The following is a 17,263-nucleotide window of genomic DNA, read 5'->3' as shown; positions in this document are numbered from 1 at the left end:
GGCGGATCGCGGCCCGGCGCGGGGAAAGGCGCCGGACAATCGGAGGGAGGACAGATGAGAGGCATTCTTGGGGCCGTGGTGACGGCCGCCGCGCTTGTGGCCGTGCCGGTGGCGGCAGTGGCACACGGGCCATCGCGGCAGAAGATAACCGAAACCGTTGCCGTCAGCGCCCCGCCCGAGGAGGTCTGGGCCCGGATCGGCGACTTCCAGGACATGTCCTGGCATCCGGCGGTGGCGAAGACCGTCGGAGAGGGCGGCAACGAGATCGACGCGACGCGGGTGCTGAGCCTCGGGTCCGAGGACGGGCCGGTGATCAACGAGGTGCTTTACAAGTACGACGCCGACAAGCGCACCTATTCCTACCGCATCACCGAGGTCGACGTGAACGTGCTGCCGGTGACGAATTACTCGTCGCACCTGACGGTGAAGGACGGCGCGGACGGCGGGTCGCTGATCGAATGGCGGGGCGCGTTCTATCGCGGCTATCCCAACAACGATCCGCCGCCGGAGCTGAACGACGAGGCGGCCATCGCGGCGGTGACGGATGTCTACCGCGCCGGGCTGGAGGCGCTGGCCGCGGAATTCGGAGCGGCGAACTGAGGTCTCTGAGAGGGGCCGTTGCGGGTCTCGTCTCCCTGGCGTCTGCCGGGGCGGCGGGGCCCATGGCCTATGTCACCAACCAGTCGGACCAGACGCTGAGTGTCGTGGATATCGGCGCCGGAGAGGTGCTGCGCAGCGTCGATATCCCCGGCGCGCCGGCCGGCGTGGCCGTGGCGCCCGACGGCCGGGTCTGGGTGAGCAGCCCGGAGGCGGGGCGGGTGTCGGTCTACGACCCCGGCTCCGGTGATCTGCGGGCGGTGGAACTGGGCGGCGGGCCGCTGGGTCTGGCCGTGAACCCGGTCAGCGGGGCGGTCTACGCCGCCGACTGGCATGGCGACCGGATCATGGTGATCGAGGAGGACGCCGTCGTGGCGGAGTGGCCCACGGGGGACAGCCCTTCGGGCCTGGCGGTGACGCCCGACGGACAGACGGTGCTGAGCGCGGACCGGGACAGCTCGCAGCTGTCGGTCTTCGCGGCCGACGGGAGCCTGCGCGCGGTGGTCCCGGTGGGGGAGCGCCCCTTTGGCGTGACGGTGGATCGCGACGGGCGGCTGGCCTACACGGCGAATGTCGGCTCGGACGATGTCTCGGTCGTGGATATCGCGGATGGCGCGGTGGTGGCGGTGATCCCGGCGGGGATGCGCCCCTACGAGGTGGCGCTGACCGGAACGCGGGGCTTCGTGACCAATTCCTACGGCGACAGCGTGACGGTCTTCGACCTCCGCAGCCGCGAGGTGCTGGCCGAGATCGACGTGGGCGAATATCCTGAGGGCATCGATGCCAGCCGGGATGGCCGGCGCATATACGTGGCGAACTGGATGACGGATACGCTGAGCGTGGTGGATGCCGAAACGCTGGAGGTGATCGACGATATCGCGGTCGGCTCGGGGCCGCGGGCCTTCGGCAGTTTCCTCGCGGAATGAGACGGCTGGCCCGCCGCCGGATCGCGGTCACGATGGGGGTGGCCTATGGCGCGGCGCTGGCGGCGCTGGCGGGCTTTGCGGTGCTGACCTTCCTGGGCTTCCACGCCGCACAGGTGCAGATCGAACGCGCCGGCCAGTCCCTGCGCCAGCTGGAAACCGCCCGGATCATCGAGGCGAGCTTCAACCGCTACCTTCTGGATGTCGGCCGCCGCCCGCTGGAGGAGGACGGGCGCGACAGCCCCGCCGCCGGCAACCTGCGCGGCACGCTGCTGGTTCATCGCGGCATCATCGCCGAAGAGATCGGCCATGCCTCGGGCGACGCCGAACAGGTGCAGGAGCGCCGCGAGATGGTGCGCGCGCTGCAGATGCTTACGATCTTCGAGGATATCGAGCGCAAGATGATCTTCGCCCGCATCCGACAGGCCGAGGCGGGCCAGCCCCTGAACCCCGTCGAGGTCGCCGAGCTGATCGCGCTGGACGAGGCGGCCTTTCGCGGCATCCTGACCTCAATCATCGAGGACGAGCGCGCCGAATCCGCCGCAGCCCTGACCCGGCTGGAGGCGTTGCGCGCGCGCTACCTGACGATCGGCGCGCTTCTGGTGGGGCTTTGCCTGCTGGCGGCGCTGGTGATCGGCATCTTCGCCTATCGCCAGCTGCTGCGCCCGATCCGCGCCCTGACCGGCGCGGTGGAGGATTATCCGGCCGCCCCGGTGCGCGCGCCGGACACGCTGCCGGGCGAATTCGCCATGCTGGCCAACAGGTTCAATTCGATGCTGGACCGGATCGAGACGGAACAGGACCGCCTGCGCACCCGGGTCGAGGCGGCGACGGCGGATCTGGCCAATGCCAATGCGGAACTTACGCGGATCGACCGCGACCGCCGCGCCTTCTTCGCCAATATCTCGCATGAGCTGCGCACGCCGGTCACCGTCCTGCTGGGCGAGGCGCAGGTGGCGCTGAAGGCCGGGGCGGGCGAGCGCGCGGCGCTGGAGAGGATCTCGGCCAATGGCGGGTTCCTGCGGCGGCGCCTGGACGACCTGCTGTCGCTGGCGCGGTCCGAGGATGGCACGCTGACGCTGGGCCGCGCCCCGTTCGAGCTGTCGGATGCGGTGACCGGCGCGGTTGATCAGGCCCGCGGCTTTGCCACGGCGAGCGAGGTGTCGCTGGAGCTGCGGATCGCGGGCGAGCGGGAACTGATCGGCGATGCCTCGGCCCTGCGGCAGGCGGTGCTGGCGCTGATCGACAACGCGATCAAGTTCTCGGGCCCCGGTGACGTGATCACCGTGGAGGTGACGGAGCGGGCCGTGTCGGTGCGCGATCAGGGCCCGGGCTTTGGCGAGGGCGACCCGATGGAGCTTTTCGATCGTTACGTGCAGGGCGGCTCGGGCCGGTTGCGCGGGGGCAGCGGTCTGGGGCTGGCCATCGTGCGCTGGATCGCGGATCATCATGGCGCGCGGGTCGAGGCCGCGAACCGCGCCGGGAGCGGCGCCGAAGTGCGCCTGGCCTGGGAGCGTCCGGAGGAGGCCCGGTTGGAGGAGGACACCATGCGCAACAGCGGGAGCCGGCCTGTCAGGGCCGGAGACCAGCCATGCCGGAGTACGCCATGCGGGGAGGGGTCATGAGCACGCGGCTTCTGCTGGTCGAAGATGACGTGGGTGTCGCGCGGATGCTGGAACGCGGGCTTGCGCAGGCGGGCTATGACGTCGACTGGGAGCGCACGCTGCAGGACGCGGTGGCGCAGGTCGGGCGGCTGGCGCATGACCTGGTGGTGCTGGACCGGATGCTGCCCGACGGCGACGGCGCCGATCTTTGCGCCGCGCTGCGCACCTTCGGCCACCCGGCGCGGGTCTGCATGCTGACCGCGCGCGACACGCTGGACGACAAGCTGCGCGGGTTCAACGCCGGCGCCGACGATTACCTCGTCAAGCCCTTCGAATTCGACGAATTGCTGGCCCGGCTTCATGCGCTTGGCCGTCGCGGCCCGCCCGAACGGCCCGAGCTGCGGCGCGATGCCGGCGCGCGGGTGCTGGCGCTTGGCGCGCGGCGGGTGACGCTGACGCGGCGGGAATGGGCGCTGGCCCAGCCGCTGATCGACCACCGGGGCGAGACGGTGCGCCGCGAGGATCTGCTGGCGGCCGCCTGGGGCGGGGAGGACAAGGTGTCGGGCAATTCCGTCGATGTCTATGTCGGCTACCTGCGCCGGAAACTGGCCGAATTGTCCGAGGATATCCGGATCGAGACCGTCCGGGGAGAGGGCTTTCGTCTCGTTCAGTGAGGGCCAATATAAGGTGACCTAGGGGAAACCATTTGGTACCCCTTAAGCAAAGCCAGGACTGGCCAGGGGAGGAACACACGCGCCATGACGGAAAAGTATCTATGGGCCGGAGGAGCGGCAGTGGCCGGGATCGTGCTCGGCTTCGCGATGAGCAGCGGGTCGGAGCAGGATGCCCGGATGACCGCGCAGATGGACGAGATGCAGGCCGGGCTGGCCCGGGCGCTGGAGGATGTCTCGGTCAAGGTGGATGCGCTGGCGGGTGGGATCCAGGCCAACGAGACGGCGATCGCCGCGCTGACCGGCACGCTGGAGGACCAGTCGACCGGGACGGCGGCGAGCCTCGAGGCGCTCGGCGCCAAGGCCGAGGCGGAGTCAGCCGCGCTGCAGGAGCTGCGCGGCGCGCTGGAGCAGCTGTCGGGCGACCAGGCCAGCCTGTCCGACACGGTGACCGGCATGACCGGCGACATGGACAGCATGCGGGGCGATCTGATGGCCGCGATGCAGGAGACCCTGACGGCCGCGGCCGCCGCCGTGGGCATGGGCGGCACCTCGCCGCAGGCGCCCGGGTCCGCCGGGACCGGCGCCACCCGGACGGCCGCCGCGCCGCCCGACGGGACGGAGGAACCGGCGGCGGCGGACACCGCCGGGGCCGCAGAGCCCGTAGATGACACGGCCGAGGCTGAGGCGCTGGCCGCCGCGGTGGGCGATGACGGCATGATCCTGTCGATCGGCGAATCCGCCCAGCTGGGCGAGACGCGGATCTTCCTGTCGCGCGTGTCTGAGGCCGGCGCCCATCTGCGCATCCGCGGCCAGGATCCGGTGACAGCCGGGATCGACGGCGCCGCGGCGGATGTCGGCGGCGGCTGCGCCGTGGCGCTGGCCGGATTGGTGGGGCGCAAGGCCTATCTCACCACCGCCTGCGCGGACGAGGCCGCCGGGACCGGCGTTGCCCAGGGCGAGTTGCCCGAACCCGTGGACATGGCGCTGGCGGTTGGCCAGACCGGGCTCTTCGGCGACATGCGCGTGTTCCTGTCCCGCCTCGACGGCGGCGCGGCCCATCTGCGGATCTTCACCCTCACCGGCATGAGCGAGGAGGCCACCGTCGGCACGCGCCAGCCGCATGTCATGGCGAATGGCTGCGGTGTCGCGCTGAAGGGGCTGGACGGCCGCGTTGCGCATCTGCATGCCGCCTGCGGCGATGACGCGGTGTCGCTGGCGGACATCGCCACGCTGGTCGCCGCGCCGGCGCCCGTGCCGGAAATCGAAGCGGCGCCCGAGACGCCCGAGACGGCCGCGACGGAGCCCGAGGCAGACCCGGAGCCACGGCTGGCCGACAGGCTGAGCGAGACCGGCCTGATGCTGAAGGTCGGTCAGACCGCCACGGTGGGTGATGCGCGGATCTTCGTGCAGCGGCTGCCGGATAACACCGCGCAGCTGATGCAGGTCGGGCAGGGGCCGCTGTCGCTTGACATCTTCCGGCCGGCCGAGCTGGACAACGGCTGTTCGCTGGTGCTGCTGGGCGTGCAGGACGGCGCGGCCTATGTGGAGCCCTCCTGTCCCGAGTGACCGGCGCAGAACGCCAGGACCAGACCGCCCGGGGCCGCGTGTCCCGGGCGTTTGCGTTTCCGGGCGTCTACGACCATGACCCTATCGACAGGCCGGTCCGCCCCGTGCCAGCCTTGACCCACAGGAGGAGCGCAGGGAGGAGAACCATGCGTCTTTTGAACCGGAACCGTGACGCCCGGAGCCGCCCTAGGGCAGCGTGGATCGGTGCCGTGGCCCTTGCCGGCCTGATGGCCGCGCCTGTCGCGGCCCAGGACAGGATGGCCGGGCCGGAACAGCCCGGAGAGACCTGGGCCGATATCCGCGATGCGATCTTTGCCGAGGACGCGGTGATCGAACCGGCGGGCGAGGCGATATCGCTCGACCTGCCGTACCGCGCCCATGACGCCGCCGCCGTTCCCACGCGCCTGCGGATCGATCCGGGGCCCGACCGGCAGGTGGTGCGCCTGACGCTGATCGTCGACGAGAACCCGGCGCCGGTGGCCGCCACGTTCGAGCTTTCCCCGGCGATGGGCCCGGTGGTCGAGCTGTCGACGCGGCTGCGGGTCAACGCCTATTCCAATGTCCGCGCAGTGGCCGAGCTGGACGACGGAAGCCTGATCCAGTCGGCGCGCTACGTGAAGGCCTCGGGCGGCTGTTCGGCCCCGGCCAGCAGTGACCCGGTCGCGGCCGAGGCGACGCTGGGCCGGATGAAGATGCGGCTCTTCGAGGCGCAGCAGGGTGCCGATCCGCACCGGCTGGACGCGCAGGTGATGATCCGCCATCCCAACAATTCGGGCTTCCAGCTGGACCAGGTCACGCAGCTTTACGTGCCGGCGCGTTTCGTGGACCGGATCGCGATTTACCAGGGCGACGACCTGCTGTTGAAGATGGAGGGCGGCATCTCGCTCAGCGAGGATCCCTCGTTGCGGTTCCGCTTCACGCCCTCGGGCGAGGGGCCGCTGCGGGTCGAGGCCGGGGATACGGACGGGGCCGATTTCGACGGGCTTTTTCCGCTGGATCACGCCTTCTGACGGCCTTCCTGTCGCCGGGACTTTCCCCTGGATCCGGGCGCGGACGTGAGGGGCCTGACCCCATGGGCGCGAGTTGATCCATATCAAGTCGCGCAAGACGGTATCGCTTTAGGGTGATCGGCACACGTCTGTCGTGGTGGTGGTGGTGGTGGTGGCGATCCGGGGATATCCATGGGCCGACAGAATGAAAGGGCCCTGATCCGGGGCAGCCTGCCGGGCAGGGGGATTGCCGTGCAGCAGATCCGGACCGGCCCCGCGCCGAGGCGCCAGGGGCTTGGCGGGCTGAGTTTCTTCGACGACGACTGGACCGGCACCACCCATGACCTGGTGATCGCGGTCGGTCTGATCCTCGACCCGGAAAGCGGACGGACGGAGCCCGCAAACATCGGGATCCGCGACGGGCGGATCACCGGCATCACGCCCGATGCGCTGAAAGGCGATCAGGTGCTGGATGCCTTTGGCCTGATCGTGGCCTGCGGATGGATGCAGCCGGCACCGGTGCCCGGCGGATCAGCCGGCAGCCCAATGCGCCCTGCGGCGACGATCGGGCAGAGCCGCCTGATGCCCGGGATGATCGCCGATATCGTGGTCTTCGATCCGGTTGCGCTGCCTCATGTGACGGCGCAAGGGGCGATCTGCGAGGTGGTCCACGTGATCGCCCGTGGCCGTGAGGTGATCCGCGACGGCTCGGTACTGCCGCAGGGCCGCCCGGCCGCGCCGCATTATCCCTACCGGTAGTGCACTGGCGCCCGCCCCCGCGACGGGACGGGGCCGCCTACTGAAAGCAGAGAATATCCGCCTCGATCTGCGCGCGGCGCATGTCGGCGACCATCGCCTTGTGCCGGGCCGACGCCCGCAGGGGCGCGACCTTCTCGCCGCCGACCTGCAGCGTGCGCAGGATCGTCTCGGCGCTGACGTAGCGTTCATAGGGCAGAAGCCGCGCGATATGGTCGATCGAGCAGGAGCATTTCTCGAGGATCTCGCGGGTCTCGCCGTTGGAACTCATGCAGCCGAAGACGTAATCGGCCCGCGCGACGGTGGGATAATCGTTCACGACCGGGGTCTGGGCGGCCACGGGCGCGGTCATCGAAAGGGCTGCCGCGACAACCAGAGCCATGCGGCGGAGCGGATCAGCCTTCGGCATCATAGGTCACCTCCTCGAGGAAGACGGGGGCCTCTGCCGGGCCGGCCTTGGCGCTGAGCTGGCCCAGCATGCCGGGCAGGGCGTCGTCGATCACGAAGCTGAACTCGAGATTGGCATAAGGCCCCAGTTCGGCGGTGTTCGGATCCTGCGCCAGCGGCTGCATGACCAGCCGGGTGCCGCCCGGGACCTCCTCCTCGGTCAGGCCGCTGGCCAGCCCCTCGCGGATGCGGTTGCGCAGGTAGTTGGAACTGCCGCCGGTGGCCTCGGACACATCCTGCAGCACCTGCTCCAGGAAGATGATCAGCACCGGGTTTCCGCTGACCGAGCGGAACGGGTCCAGCGTGCGGCTGCGGCCGTCGCGGGTGAGTTCGGCCTCGACGTTGCGGCTCTGGGGCTCGGTTCCGGCGCTGGTGCGCAGGGCGATGTGGCCGTCGGTTTCGGTGGTGTCGCCGCTGGTGGCGTCGGTGCGGATCGTGTGGACGTCGTAGTCCAGCGTCGATCCCTCCTCGACCCGGGACATGTGCGGTGTGCCGAACAGCAGGGCGGTCTGGTTGCTGGTGCTGGTTTCGGCGGGCGCGGCCAGTGGCCAGGCCAACAGCAGCGCCAGTGCGGCCGCACTTGCGGTTTTCCTCATCTCAGGGTCTCCTCTTCCCCTTTGGTATAGGTAGCATCGCGGCACGGCCTGACGCAAACTGTCCCGACCGGAGATGGCCGGGCCCCTGCAGGATTGCCCCAAAGGCCGCCGTCGGACGGAGGGCCTGGGAGGTGCCCGATCATGCTGGAGCTGATTGTCATGGCCTGTCTGGCAAAAGATCCCACCCATTGCCGCGAGCATAACCTCACGCTTCTGACGCCGGGGCTGAGCCCGTCACAATGCCTCTATTCCTCGATCCCGCGCGTGTCGCGCTGGCAGGTCATGAACGAGGCGTGGCAGGTCCGGTCCTGGCGCTGCGCCATGATCACCACGGAAGAGTCGACCTGAGCCAGTCCGACCATCGGCTAACTTGGCAGCGGCGTCACGGGGCGTTAGCCTCCCCGCGACGTTCAACCGGAAGGACATCCCCATGAAGACGCGCGCCGCGGTGGCTCTCGAGGCCGGCAAACCCCTGGAAGTGATGGAAGTGAACCTGGAAGGCCCCAAGGAGGGCGAGGTTCTCGTTGAAATCAAGGCGACGGGCATTTGCCACACCGATGAATTCACCCTCTCGGGGGCCGATCCCGAGGGGCTGTTCCCCGCGATCCTGGGCCATGAGGGCGCCGGTGTCGTGCTGGAGGTCGGCCCGGGCGTGAAAAGCCTGAAGCCGGGCGATCACGTGATCCCGCTGTACACGGCCGAGTGCCGGGAATGCGAATATTGCCTCAACCCCAAGACCAACCTTTGCCAGAAGGTCCGCGCGACCCAAGGACAAGGCCTGATGCCGGACGGCACCACGCGGTTCTCGATGCTCGATGGCACGCCGATCCTGCATTACATGGGCTGCTCGACCTTCGCCAACCACACGGTCCTGCCCGAGGTGTCGCTGGCCAAGATCAACCCCGACGCGCCCTTCGACAAGGTCTGCTACATCGGCTGCGGTGTCACCACCGGCATCGGCGCGGTGATCTTCACCGCCAAGGTCGAGATCGGCTCGCGCGCGGTGGTCTTCGGCCTGGGCGGCATCGGGCTGAACGTGATCCAGGGGCTGCGGCTGGCCGGCGCGGACCAGATCGTGGGCGTCGACCTGAACCCGTCGAAGAAGGAGATGGCCGAGCGCTTCGGCATGACCGACTTCGTGAACCCCAAGGATGTGGACGGTGACCTGGTCGCCCACCTGGTCGAGCTGACCAAGGGCGGCGCGGATTACACCTTTGACGCCACCGGCAACGTGGGCGTGATGCGCACGGCGCTGGAATGCGCACACAAGGGCTGGGGCGAATCGATCATCATCGGCGTGGCGCCGGCGGGGGCCGAGATCTCGACCCGTCCGTTCCAGCTGGTGACGGGGCGGTCCTGGCGCGGCACGGCCTTCGGCGGCGCGCGCGGCCGGACCGACGTGCCGAAGATCGTCGACTGGTACATGGACGGCAAGATCGACATCGACCCGATGATCACCCACACGCTGTCGCTGGAAGACATCAACAAGGGCTTCGACCTGATGCACGCGGGTGAATCGATCCGCGCCGTGGTGGTCTACTGATCCTGTGCTGCCGCTGCTGGTCCTGGCGTGCCTGACCGGTGCGCCGGGTCACTGCGAGGTAAGAGAGCAGGGCGCCTGGCCCGATCAGGCGTCCTGCCAGCGGGCCGGGCGCGAACATGTGCCCGCGCCCGGCTGGACCAGGGAGGCCTGGACCTGCGGGGACGGGGCCTTCTGGGTGGCCGAGGTGGCGCCGGGGGTCTACGTGCATCGCGGACAGGTGGCCGAGCCGGGGCCGGGCAACGGGGCCGACACCGCGAATATCGGCTATGTCGTCGGAGAAGAGGCGGTGGCCGTCATCGACGCCGGAGGCTCGGACGCGGTGGCGCGGGCCCTGCTGGACGACATCCGCGCGCGCACCGATCTGCCCGTGTGGTACCTCGTGCTGACCCACATGCATCCCGACCACGTGATGGGGGCCGGCGTCTTCCTGGAGGCCGGCGCGACGGCGATTGCTCATCCGGCCTTTGCGGCCGGCCTCGCGGCCCGGTACGACCATTACCATCAGGCCTATGCGCGGGATGTCGGGCCGGGCTGGAGCGCCGCTGAGGGCCCGCCGCCGGTGAGCGAGACGCCCGAGGCCATCGACCTGGGCGACCGCGTGCTCGAGCTGCGACGGCATGGCGTTGGTCATACGACAAACGATCTTTCGGTCTTCGACCGTGACACGGCGACGTGGTTCCTGGGCGACCTGGCATTCCTGACGCATCTGCCGTCGATCGACGGTTCGGTCACGGGCTGGCAGCAGGCGCTGCGCGCGGCCGCCGATCGTCCGGCCGCCCGAGTCGTGCCGGGTCATGGGCCGGTCTCGGCCCCCTGGCCCGACGCCGCGGCGCCGACGCTGAGCTACCTGTCGGACCTGGCCACCGGGCTGCGCGCCGAGATCGCCAAGGGCACCGCACTGATCGACGTGGTGACCGGCGAAAGCGATGCGGATCTGCCGGGATGGTTGCTTTCTCAAACCTACCATCCTCGTAACATCACCGCCGCCTGGCGCGAACTGGAATGGGAATGACAAGCGCTTCCCTACCTAAGTCTTAGTTTCTGAGATTCCCTGTTGCAACGAGGGCGTGTGTCGGTTCACATCGGTATACGGGGATGATCAAGGTTCCACCAAGTCATTGGATGGACGCGCCTTTTTCACGATCACCCCTCCACGACCCGCTCGGACCCGCGCCAGGGAGGATTGGCCGCTGGCCCGTGCATCTGAATGGGAGGAACCATGAAAAAGATTGTCGCATGCCTGCTCGCCGGCACCATGATGTCCGGGGCGGCACTTGCAAATGACAGTGTAATGTCGCTGCAGTCGAACCCGAATGACTGGGTGCTGCAGACCGGCGATTACGCCAACACGCGCTATTCGAAACTCAGCCAGATCAACCGCGACAACGTGGGTGATCTGCAGGTGGCCTGGAGCTTCTCGACAGGGGTTCTGCGCGGCCACGAAGGCGGCCCGCTGGTGGTGGGTGACATCATGTATGTCCACACCCCGTTTCCCAACAAGGTCTATGCGCTGGACCTGAACGCGGACGGCCGCATCATCTGGAAGTATGAGCCCAAGCAGGACCCGGACGTGATCCCGGTCATGTGCTGTGACACGGTGAACCGCGGCCCGGCCTATGCCAACGGCATGATCTTCCTGCACCAGGCCGACACCACCGTCGTGGCGCTGGACGCCAAGACCGGCGCGGTCAAGTGGTCGGTCGTCAACGGCGATCCGTCCAAGGGCGAGACCAACACCGCCACCGTCCTGCCGGTGAAGGACAAGGTGCTGGTGGGCATCTCGGGCGGTGAATTCGGCGTGCAATCGCACATGACCGCCTATGACATGGAAACCGGTGAGCAGGTCTGGCGCGCCTATTCCATGGGGCCGGACGACCAGATCCTGTTCGATCCGGAAAACACCATGGAACTGGGCAAGCCCGTGGGCGCCGACAGCTCGCTGAAGACCTGGGAAGGCGATCAGTGGAAGATCGGCGGCGGCGCGACCTGGGGCTGGTACTCCTACGATCCGGAGCTGGACCTGGTCTATTACGGCACCGGCAACCCGTCGACCTGGAACCCGGCGCAGCGCCCGGGCGACAACAAGTGGTCGATGACCATCATGGCCCGCGATCCGGATGACGGCATGGCCAAGTGGGTCTATCAGATGACCCCGCATGACGAATGGGACTATGACGGCGTCAACGAGATGATCCTCACGGATCAGGAATTCGACGGCGAGATGCGTCCGCTGCTCACCCATTTCGACCGCAACGGCCTGGGCTATACGCTCGACCGTGAAACCGGCGAACTGCTGGTGGCCGAAAAGTTCGACCCGGTCGTGAACTGGACCACCGGCGTCGACATGGATCCGAACTCGGAGAATTACGGGCGTCCAGAAGTGGTCGCGCAATATTCGACCGAGCAGAACGGCGAAGACGTGAACTCCACCGGCATCTGCCCGGCGGCACTGGGAACCAAGGACCAGCAGCCGGCGGCCTATTCGCCCAAGACGGAACTGTTCTACGTGCCGACCAACCACGTCTGCATGGACTATGAGCCGTTCCGCGTGTCCTACACCGCCGGTCAGCCCTACGTGGGCGCCACGCTGGCGATGTACCCGGCGCCCAACAGCCACGGCGGCATGGGCAACTTCATCGCCTGGGACAACATCAACGGCGAGATCGTCTGGTCGCTGCCCGAGGAGTTCTCGGTCTGGTCCGGCGCGCTGGCCACCGCGGGTGACGTTGTCTTCTACGGCACGCTCGAAGGCTACCTGAAGGCGGTCGATGCGACCAGCGGCGAGGAGCTCTATCGCTTCAAGACGCCGTCGGGCATCATCGGCAACGTGATGACCTACAGCCATCGGGGCAAGCAGTACGTGGCGGTCTATTCCGGCATCGGCGGCTGGGCCGGTATCGGTCTGGCGGCGGGCCTTGTGAACCCGAACGACGGCCTTGGCGCCGTGGGCGGCTACGCGGGCCTCAGCAGCTACACGGCTCTTGGCGGCCAGTTGACCGTCTTCGCCCTGCCTGACTGAGGACGGCGGATCGAGACCTCAGGCGGTGGCTAGACCAGTTTCCAGCGCCGTCCGCAAGGCCCTCTCAGATCCTGAGAAAAAGACCAAAGTCCTGCTTCGCAAGCTCCGCGGATCGGGCAGGATTGATCCGAAAAGACGTGCAGTTCCGCGCCCGGCGCCGGCAGAAGCCGCCCGGGGCTGACTTAGAAAGGACCCAGATGAAACCCATCTCGCACGCCCTCTCCGCCGGCCTGGCCCTTGTTCTGGCCACAGGCGCCGCCATCGCGCAGGAAAACGAGGTCGACAACATCACCGCGGCCTACGAGGAAGGCGGCAAATATTTCACCGAGGACGATGTGCCCACCTTCAACGTGAAGGAAGACGGGACGGTCGACTGGTACACCTTCTCGGGCTTCCGCCGCTACCACGCGGAATGCCATGTCTGCCACGGGCCGGACGGCGAAGGGTCCAGCTATGCGCCGGCGCTGAAGGACAGCGCGATCGACATGGATTACTACGATTTCGTCTATGTCGTGGTCGAGGGCCGCAAGGTTGTGGACGCCGCGGACAACCAGGTGATGCCGGCGTTCGGGCTGAACAAGAACGTCATGTGCTACCTGGACGACATCTATATCTACCTCAAGGCGCGCGGCGCCGACGCGATCCCGCGCGGACGTCCGCCCAGCAAGGACCCCAAGTCCGACCGCTTCACCGAGGACGAGAATTCGTGCATGGGCTGAGCCTGAGACGCGGCCTTCGGATGGCGCTGGCCGGGCTTTGCCTGGCCGGTGCCGGCGCGGGTGTGGCGCGGGCCGAGACGGATACCTCGGATCTGGTGTCGCAGGATTATTTCCGGGTCTGCGCCGATCCCGCCAACACGCCGTTTTCCAACCAGGAGGAGACGGGGTTCGAGAACCGCATAGCCGCGCTCTTCGCGGAGAAGCTGGGCCGGCCGGTGCAATACACCTGGTTCCCGCAGGCCACCGGCTTCGTGCGCCAGACCCTGGCCAGCGGGCGCTGCGACGTGGTGATCGGCTTTGCCCAGGGGCACGAGCTGGTGCTGAACACCAACCATTACTACACCTCGGCCTACGCGATCGTGGTGCCGTCGGACAGTGACCTGGCCGATGTGGATCACCTGGGCGATCCCCGGCTGCAGGACCTGGTGATCGGGGTGACAGCGGGCAGCCCGCCAGCCACCCACATGGCCCGGCAGGGGCTGATCGGCAAGGCCAGGGGTTACAAGCTGATGGTCGACCGCCGCGCCGAAAGCCCGGTGGAGCTGATGATGGCCGACCTGGAGGCGGGCGAGATCGATGCCGCCGTGCTCTGGGGGCCGCTTGCGGGCTGGTACGCGGGTCAGTCGGACATGGACCTGGTGGTGACGCCGCTTCTGAAGGAAGAGGGTGCGCCGCGGCTGTTCTACCGCATCACCATGGGCGTGCGGCAGGGCGAGCTGACCTGGAAGCGCGAGCTGAACTCGCTGATCCGCCGCAACCAGGACGAGATCGACGCGATCCTGACCGACTACGGCGTGCCTTTGGTCGACGAGTTCGGTCGTGCGGATTGAGGCCGTCCTTGTCGCGCTTTTGATCGCCGCCCCGGCCTGCCAGGCCGGCGGCGTGCCCGAGCCCGCGGGCTACCGGACCGAGGCCTACCGCGCGCCGGTGCCCGACACGCTGTCGGGTGCGACGGTGGTCGATGCCGCGCAGGCCCGCAGCCTCTGGGAGGATGGCGAGACAGCCTTCGTCGATGTCTTTCCGCGCCCACCGAAACCGGACAACCTGCCCGAGGGCACGCTGTGGATCGACAAGCCGCGCGAGACGGTGCCGGGCGCGGTCTGGCTGCCCAACACGGGCCATGGGCTCCTGCCGGAGGATCGGCGGGCCTATCTGGAGGACGGGCTGGCGGCGGTGACGGGCGGGGACCCGGAGGCGCCGGTGCTGTTCTTCTGCCAGGCCAACTGCTGGATGTCCTGGAATGCCGCGAAACGGGCGGTTGAGGAGTTGGGCTATACGGCGGTCTATTGGTTTCCCGAAGGGCTGGACGGATGGGCGGCCGAAGGGTTGCCGCTGGAGCGGATGCAGCCCTGGGCGCCGTGATGTCCCACGCGTGGGACACTAGGTGGTCCAAGCGAAATCAAGGACTTGCAGCGGCGGATTAACCTTTTGGAAAGGTTTGGCGCTGTGCTTCGCAGGGCAGAAGCGGTGGCAATGTCGGATTGAGGTATTTTGACCAAGAAGAAGACAAGGGGCGGTGCTGCGCTTCGCCGCAAGCTCTCTGGGGGAGGTTGCAGACAAGGGGCGGTGCCTGCCACCGCGCGGAACGCCCGCTTTCCTACTGGGGAATTTACCTTCGGGGATCGCCATTGATGCGCCTTTGGTTCAGGCACCGATGGCGACAGGCAGGGCCGCCGGCTGCACATGCAATCCCGGGTGGGCGGGCCACCATCGCTTGACAGGATCGGGGAACGGCGTGCAATGGACGCGACCATTCCCCTCTGAAAGCCTGTCGCCGTGATCTCGAACCCCTATGACGCCGCAGGTTTCCACGAGACCGCCATTGCCAGCGGCCGGCACCGTGACGCCGTCGGCGGACGGTGGGAGGAGACCGGGCGGATCCAGATGCAGATCCTGCAGGACGCGGGGCTGGAGCCGGGGCATCACCTGCTGGACATCGGGGCCGGGGCGCTGCGGCTGGGGTGCAAGGCGGTGCCCTGGATGGAAGCGGGCCATTACTGGGCCACGGATGCCTCGCGCGCGCTGATGCTGGCGGGGCGTCAGGCCGAGCTGGAAGATCCCGGGCGGCTGGGCATGGACCGGCTGATCGAGGATGCGCGTTTCGATTTTCCCGGGGTGCCGGACCACATCACCCATGCCATCGCATTCGCCGTCTTTCCGCATCTGCCCATGGCCTTCCTGCGCCGGGCGCTGGTGAACCTGGCCCGGTTCGACCGGCTGGAGCGGGTCCTGTTCACCGTCTTTCTCGTCCCCGATGCCGCAACGGCGGCGCGGCCCTGGCGCCAGCCCGACGGGGTGGTGACCCATGACATCCGGCCGCCTTATCACGTGCTGGAGGCGGATGTGGTGCACCTGGCGGGCAGCGCCGGATGGCAGGTCACGCGCGGCGATGTGATGCTGCCGCGGGGACAGGTGCTGTTCACCGCCAGGCGGGATCAGAACATCTCGCGATAGGCGGTCTCGACGCGCTGGGGATCCAGCCTGTCGTCGCGCGAAAGCGGCGAGGGGCGGTCGTGGCGCAGCGTCGCGGGGCGGCCGTCGATTTCCAGGATGCGGTCGGTCAGGGCCAGCGCCTCGCGCCGGTCATGGGTGGTCAGCAGCGCCGTGGCGCCGGTCAGGTCGAGGGTCCGGCGCAGGAGGGCGCGCATCTGCTCGGTCGAGGCGGGATCGAGCGAGACCAGCGGTTCGTCGAGCAGGATCAGCGCGGGCGAGACCGCCAGGGCACGGCAGAGGGCCGCGCGCCGCTGCATGCCGAGAGAGACCTTTTCGGGATACTGGTCCGCCGCATCGGCGAGGCCGGCCTCGGCCAGAAGGGCGCGCGCGCGGGAGAGGTCTCCGGCCCCGGGGATCAGCGCGATGTTCTGCGCCAGCGTGCGCCAGGGCAGCAACCGGGGCGCCTGGAACACCATGGCGATCCGGCCCGGAGGCAGGGCGATCGTGCCGTCATAGGCGCGGTCGAACCCGGCGATCAGCGACAGCAGCGTACTTTTGCCGATGCCGGAGGGGCCCAGCAGGCAGGCGCGTTCGCCGGGGGCAAGCGTGAAGGACAGCGGGCCAAGCACGGGCGTGCCCGAGAAGGACTTGCCGCGCAGGTCGATGGTCAGGCCTGTCATCGGCGCCACCGGCGCGTGGCGGTTTCCCAGGGCGCCAGGATCAGCCATTCGATGGCCTGAACGATCACGATGAAGCCCAGCGCATAGGCAAAGATCCCGGCCACGTCGAACAGCTGGAACTGCGAGTGGATTTCGAACCCCACGCCGTTGGGGCGGCCCAGAAGTTCGACCACCAGCACGATCTTCCAGACCAGAGCCAGCCCGTTGCGGGCGGCGGCGGCGAAGAACGGGGCAAGTTGGGGCAGGATCACGTGGCGCAGCCGGGCGCTGCGGGGAAGCTCATAAAGCTGGGCCATCTCGGCGAGGTCGGTCGAGAGCGACCGCGCGCCTTCGCGCAGGGTGGCCGCGACATTGGGGATCTTGTTGAGCGCCACGGCGGTGACGGCGGCGGCCTCGGTCAGGCCGAACCAGACGTAGCAGAGCACGATGGTGACCAGCGCCGGGACATTGAGGAAGAAGATCACCCAGGACCACAGCAGCCGGTCGGCCGCCGGTGTCGTGCCCAGCCAGATGCCGATGGCCGAGCCGATGGTCATGGCCAGCAGGAAGGCGGCGGCGACGCGGCCCAGCGTGGCGGCCATGTCCTCTATATAGCCCAGGCGCAACTCGCGCTGGAACGCCTCCCAGACGGCGAGGGGGCTGGGCAGCAGGTCGGACTGGATCAGGGCCGAGGCTAGGGTCCAGACCGCCATCAGCAGCGCAAGCGAAAAGAGGGGC

Annotated in this window: 19 protein-coding genes; 15 read left to right on the top strand and 4 right to left on the bottom strand. The window is 68.4% G+C overall.

The features are described from left to right. Positions 1-54: 54 nt before the first annotated feature. The 7 genes from ATO3_RS09140 to ATO3_RS09110 all read left to right on the top strand — a co-directional run bounded on the left by ATO3_RS09140 (position 55) and on the right by ATO3_RS09110 (position 7,112). On the top strand, positions 55-600 hold the full coding sequence (locus ATO3_RS09140) for an SRPBCC family protein (protein ID WP_088649547.1): 546 nt from the start codon (positions 55-57) through the stop codon (positions 598-600). After that, positions 582-1,523, top strand: a complete 942-nt coding sequence (locus tag ATO3_RS09135) for a YVTN family beta-propeller repeat protein (RefSeq protein WP_332888693.1) — start codon at positions 582-584, stop codon at positions 1,521-1,523. Before ATO3_RS09140 ends, ATO3_RS09135 begins: the two co-directional genes overlap by 19 nt. Next, complete coding sequence (locus tag ATO3_RS09130; protein ID WP_088649546.1) at positions 1,520-3,145, top strand: sensor histidine kinase; 1,626 nt, start codon at positions 1,520-1,522, stop codon at positions 3,143-3,145. Before ATO3_RS09135 ends, ATO3_RS09130 begins: the two co-directional genes overlap by 4 nt. Continuing rightward, positions 3,142-3,798 (top strand): response regulator transcription factor, encoded by a 657-nt coding sequence (locus ATO3_RS09125; protein WP_158217927.1) that lies wholly within the window; start codon positions 3,142-3,144, stop codon positions 3,796-3,798. Before ATO3_RS09130 ends, ATO3_RS09125 begins: the two co-directional genes overlap by 4 nt. 84 nt (positions 3,799-3,882) lie before the next feature. Beyond that, the gene (locus ATO3_RS09120) at positions 3,883-5,364 is read left to right on the top strand and encodes a hypothetical protein (protein WP_143747250.1); all 1,482 of its coding nucleotides are present in this window, start codon (positions 3,883-3,885) and stop codon (positions 5,362-5,364) included. Between the two features lie 209 nt (positions 5,365-5,573). Next, complete coding sequence (locus ATO3_RS09115) at positions 5,574-6,374, top strand: quinoprotein dehydrogenase-associated SoxYZ-like carrier (RefSeq protein ID WP_158217926.1); 801 nt, start codon at positions 5,574-5,576, stop codon at positions 6,372-6,374. 171 nt (positions 6,375-6,545) lie between these two features. Further along, a complete protein-coding gene (locus ATO3_RS09110) occupies positions 6,546-7,112 on the top strand; it encodes a hypothetical protein (RefSeq protein WP_088649542.1) in 567 nt (188 codons plus the stop codon). Positions 7,113-7,149: 37 nt separating this feature from the next. On the opposite strand, the gene ATO3_RS09105 is transcribed toward ATO3_RS09110, so the two are convergent. Both ATO3_RS09105 and ATO3_RS09100 read right to left on the bottom strand, forming a co-directional pair. Beyond that, entirely contained in the window at positions 7,150-7,521 is a 372-nt protein-coding gene (locus ATO3_RS09105) for a hypothetical protein (RefSeq protein WP_233152086.1), read from the bottom strand. Continuing rightward, positions 7,505-8,152, bottom strand: coding sequence for a hypothetical protein (locus tag ATO3_RS09100; protein WP_088649541.1), 648 nt, complete (start codon positions 8,150-8,152; stop codon positions 7,505-7,507). The genes ATO3_RS09105 and ATO3_RS09100 overlap by 17 nt, the downstream gene beginning before the upstream one ends. Positions 8,153-8,293: 141 nt before the next feature. Here ATO3_RS09100 and ATO3_RS09095 point away from each other — a divergent pair, with 141 nt between their 5' ends. The 8 genes from ATO3_RS09095 to ATO3_RS09060 all read left to right on the top strand — a co-directional run bounded on the left by ATO3_RS09095 (position 8,294) and on the right by ATO3_RS09060 (position 15,887). Further along, on the top strand, positions 8,294-8,500 hold the full coding sequence (locus ATO3_RS09095) for a hypothetical protein (RefSeq protein WP_088649540.1): 207 nt from the start codon (positions 8,294-8,296) through the stop codon (positions 8,498-8,500). A gap of 82 nt (positions 8,501-8,582) precedes the next feature. Further along, positions 8,583-9,695, top strand: a complete 1,113-nt coding sequence (locus ATO3_RS09090; RefSeq protein WP_088649539.1) for an S-(hydroxymethyl)glutathione dehydrogenase/class III alcohol dehydrogenase — start codon at positions 8,583-8,585, stop codon at positions 9,693-9,695. Positions 9,696-9,699: 4 nt separating this feature from the next. After that, positions 9,700-10,707, top strand: coding sequence for a quinoprotein relay system zinc metallohydrolase 2 (locus ATO3_RS09085; RefSeq protein ID WP_158217925.1), 1,008 nt, complete (start codon positions 9,700-9,702; stop codon positions 10,705-10,707). Positions 10,708-10,914: 207 nt separating this feature from the next. Continuing rightward, positions 10,915-12,714 carry a lanthanide-dependent methanol dehydrogenase XoxF5 gene (gene xoxF5 / locus ATO3_RS09080; protein ID WP_088649537.1) on the top strand — a complete coding sequence of 600 codons (1,800 nt, stop codon included), beginning with the start codon at positions 10,915-10,917 and terminating at the stop codon, positions 12,712-12,714. Between the two features lie 197 nt (positions 12,715-12,911). After that, positions 12,912-13,433, top strand: coding sequence for a c-type cytochrome, methanol metabolism-related (locus ATO3_RS09075; protein ID WP_088649536.1), 522 nt, complete (start codon positions 12,912-12,914; stop codon positions 13,431-13,433). A gap of 20 nt (positions 13,434-13,453) precedes the next feature. Further along, positions 13,454-14,263, top strand: coding sequence for a substrate-binding domain-containing protein (locus ATO3_RS09070; protein WP_088649535.1), 810 nt, complete (start codon positions 13,454-13,456; stop codon positions 14,261-14,263). Beyond that, positions 14,259-14,795, top strand: a complete 537-nt coding sequence (locus tag ATO3_RS09065; RefSeq protein WP_233152106.1) for a PQQ-dependent catabolism-associated CXXCW motif protein — start codon at positions 14,259-14,261, stop codon at positions 14,793-14,795. The genes ATO3_RS09070 and ATO3_RS09065 overlap by 5 nt, the downstream gene beginning before the upstream one ends. Before the next feature lie 414 nt (positions 14,796-15,209). Next, complete coding sequence (locus ATO3_RS09060) at positions 15,210-15,887, top strand: methyltransferase type 12 (RefSeq protein ID WP_088649533.1); 678 nt, start codon at positions 15,210-15,212, stop codon at positions 15,885-15,887. On the opposite strand, the gene ATO3_RS09055 is transcribed toward ATO3_RS09060, so the two are convergent. After that, positions 15,869-16,546, bottom strand: a complete 678-nt coding sequence (locus ATO3_RS09055) for an ABC transporter ATP-binding protein (protein ID WP_158217924.1) — start codon at positions 16,544-16,546, stop codon at positions 15,869-15,871. The two genes, ATO3_RS09060 and ATO3_RS09055, sit on opposite strands and share 19 nt — an antisense overlap. Continuing rightward, positions 16,543-17,238 carry an ABC transporter permease gene (locus ATO3_RS09050; RefSeq protein WP_088649889.1) on the bottom strand — a complete coding sequence of 232 codons (696 nt, stop codon included), beginning with the start codon at positions 17,236-17,238 and terminating at the stop codon, positions 16,543-16,545. Before ATO3_RS09050 ends, ATO3_RS09055 begins: the two co-directional genes overlap by 4 nt. Between the last annotated feature and the right edge of the window lie 25 nt (positions 17,239-17,263).

It is taken from the genome of Marinibacterium profundimaris (assembly GCF_002210095.1).
In the GTDB taxonomy this organism is placed as follows: domain Bacteria; phylum Pseudomonadota; class Alphaproteobacteria; order Rhodobacterales; family Rhodobacteraceae; genus Marinibacterium; species Marinibacterium profundimaris.
This window is presented reverse-complemented; position numbering and strand designations above follow the sequence as displayed.

What these genes read in the sequence shown, in the direction of transcription:
- ATO3_RS09140 (WP_088649547.1), top strand. Translation starts at nt 55, where the DNA reads ATGAGAGGCATTCTTGGGGCCGTGGTGACGGCCGCCGCGCTTGTGGCC.
- ATO3_RS09130 (WP_088649546.1), top strand. Translation starts at nt 1,520, where the DNA reads ATGAGACGGCTGGCCCGCCGCCGGATCGCGGTCACGATGGGGGTGGCC.
- ATO3_RS09125 (WP_158217927.1), top strand. Translation starts at nt 3,142, where the DNA reads ATGAGCACGCGGCTTCTGCTGGTCGAAGATGACGTGGGTGTCGCGCGG.
- ATO3_RS09120 (WP_143747250.1), top strand. Translation starts at nt 3,883, where the DNA reads ATGACGGAAAAGTATCTATGGGCCGGAGGAGCGGCAGTGGCCGGGATC.
- ATO3_RS09110 (WP_088649542.1), top strand. Translation starts at nt 6,546, where the DNA reads ATGGGCCGACAGAATGAAAGGGCCCTGATCCGGGGCAGCCTGCCGGGC.
- ATO3_RS09105 (WP_233152086.1), bottom strand. Translation starts at nt 7,521, where the DNA reads ATGATGCCGAAGGCTGATCCGCTCCGCCGCATGGCTCTGGTTGTCGCG.
- ATO3_RS09100 (WP_088649541.1), bottom strand. Translation starts at nt 8,152, where the DNA reads ATGAGGAAAACCGCAAGTGCGGCCGCACTGGCGCTGCTGTTGGCCTGG.
- ATO3_RS09095 (WP_088649540.1), top strand. Translation starts at nt 8,294, where the DNA reads ATGCTGGAGCTGATTGTCATGGCCTGTCTGGCAAAAGATCCCACCCAT.
- ATO3_RS09090 (WP_088649539.1), top strand. Translation starts at nt 8,583, where the DNA reads ATGAAGACGCGCGCCGCGGTGGCTCTCGAGGCCGGCAAACCCCTGGAA.
- xoxF5 (WP_088649537.1), top strand. Translation starts at nt 10,915, where the DNA reads ATGAAAAAGATTGTCGCATGCCTGCTCGCCGGCACCATGATGTCCGGG.
- ATO3_RS09075 (WP_088649536.1), top strand. Translation starts at nt 12,912, where the DNA reads ATGAAACCCATCTCGCACGCCCTCTCCGCCGGCCTGGCCCTTGTTCTG.
- ATO3_RS09070 (WP_088649535.1), top strand. Translation starts at nt 13,454, where the DNA reads ATGGCGCTGGCCGGGCTTTGCCTGGCCGGTGCCGGCGCGGGTGTGGCG.
- ATO3_RS09055 (WP_158217924.1), bottom strand. Translation starts at nt 16,546, where the DNA reads ATGACAGGCCTGACCATCGACCTGCGCGGCAAGTCCTTCTCGGGCACG.
- ATO3_RS09050 (WP_088649889.1), bottom strand. Translation starts at nt 17,238, where the DNA reads ATGGCGGTCTGGACCCTAGCCTCGGCCCTGATCCAGTCCGACCTGCTG.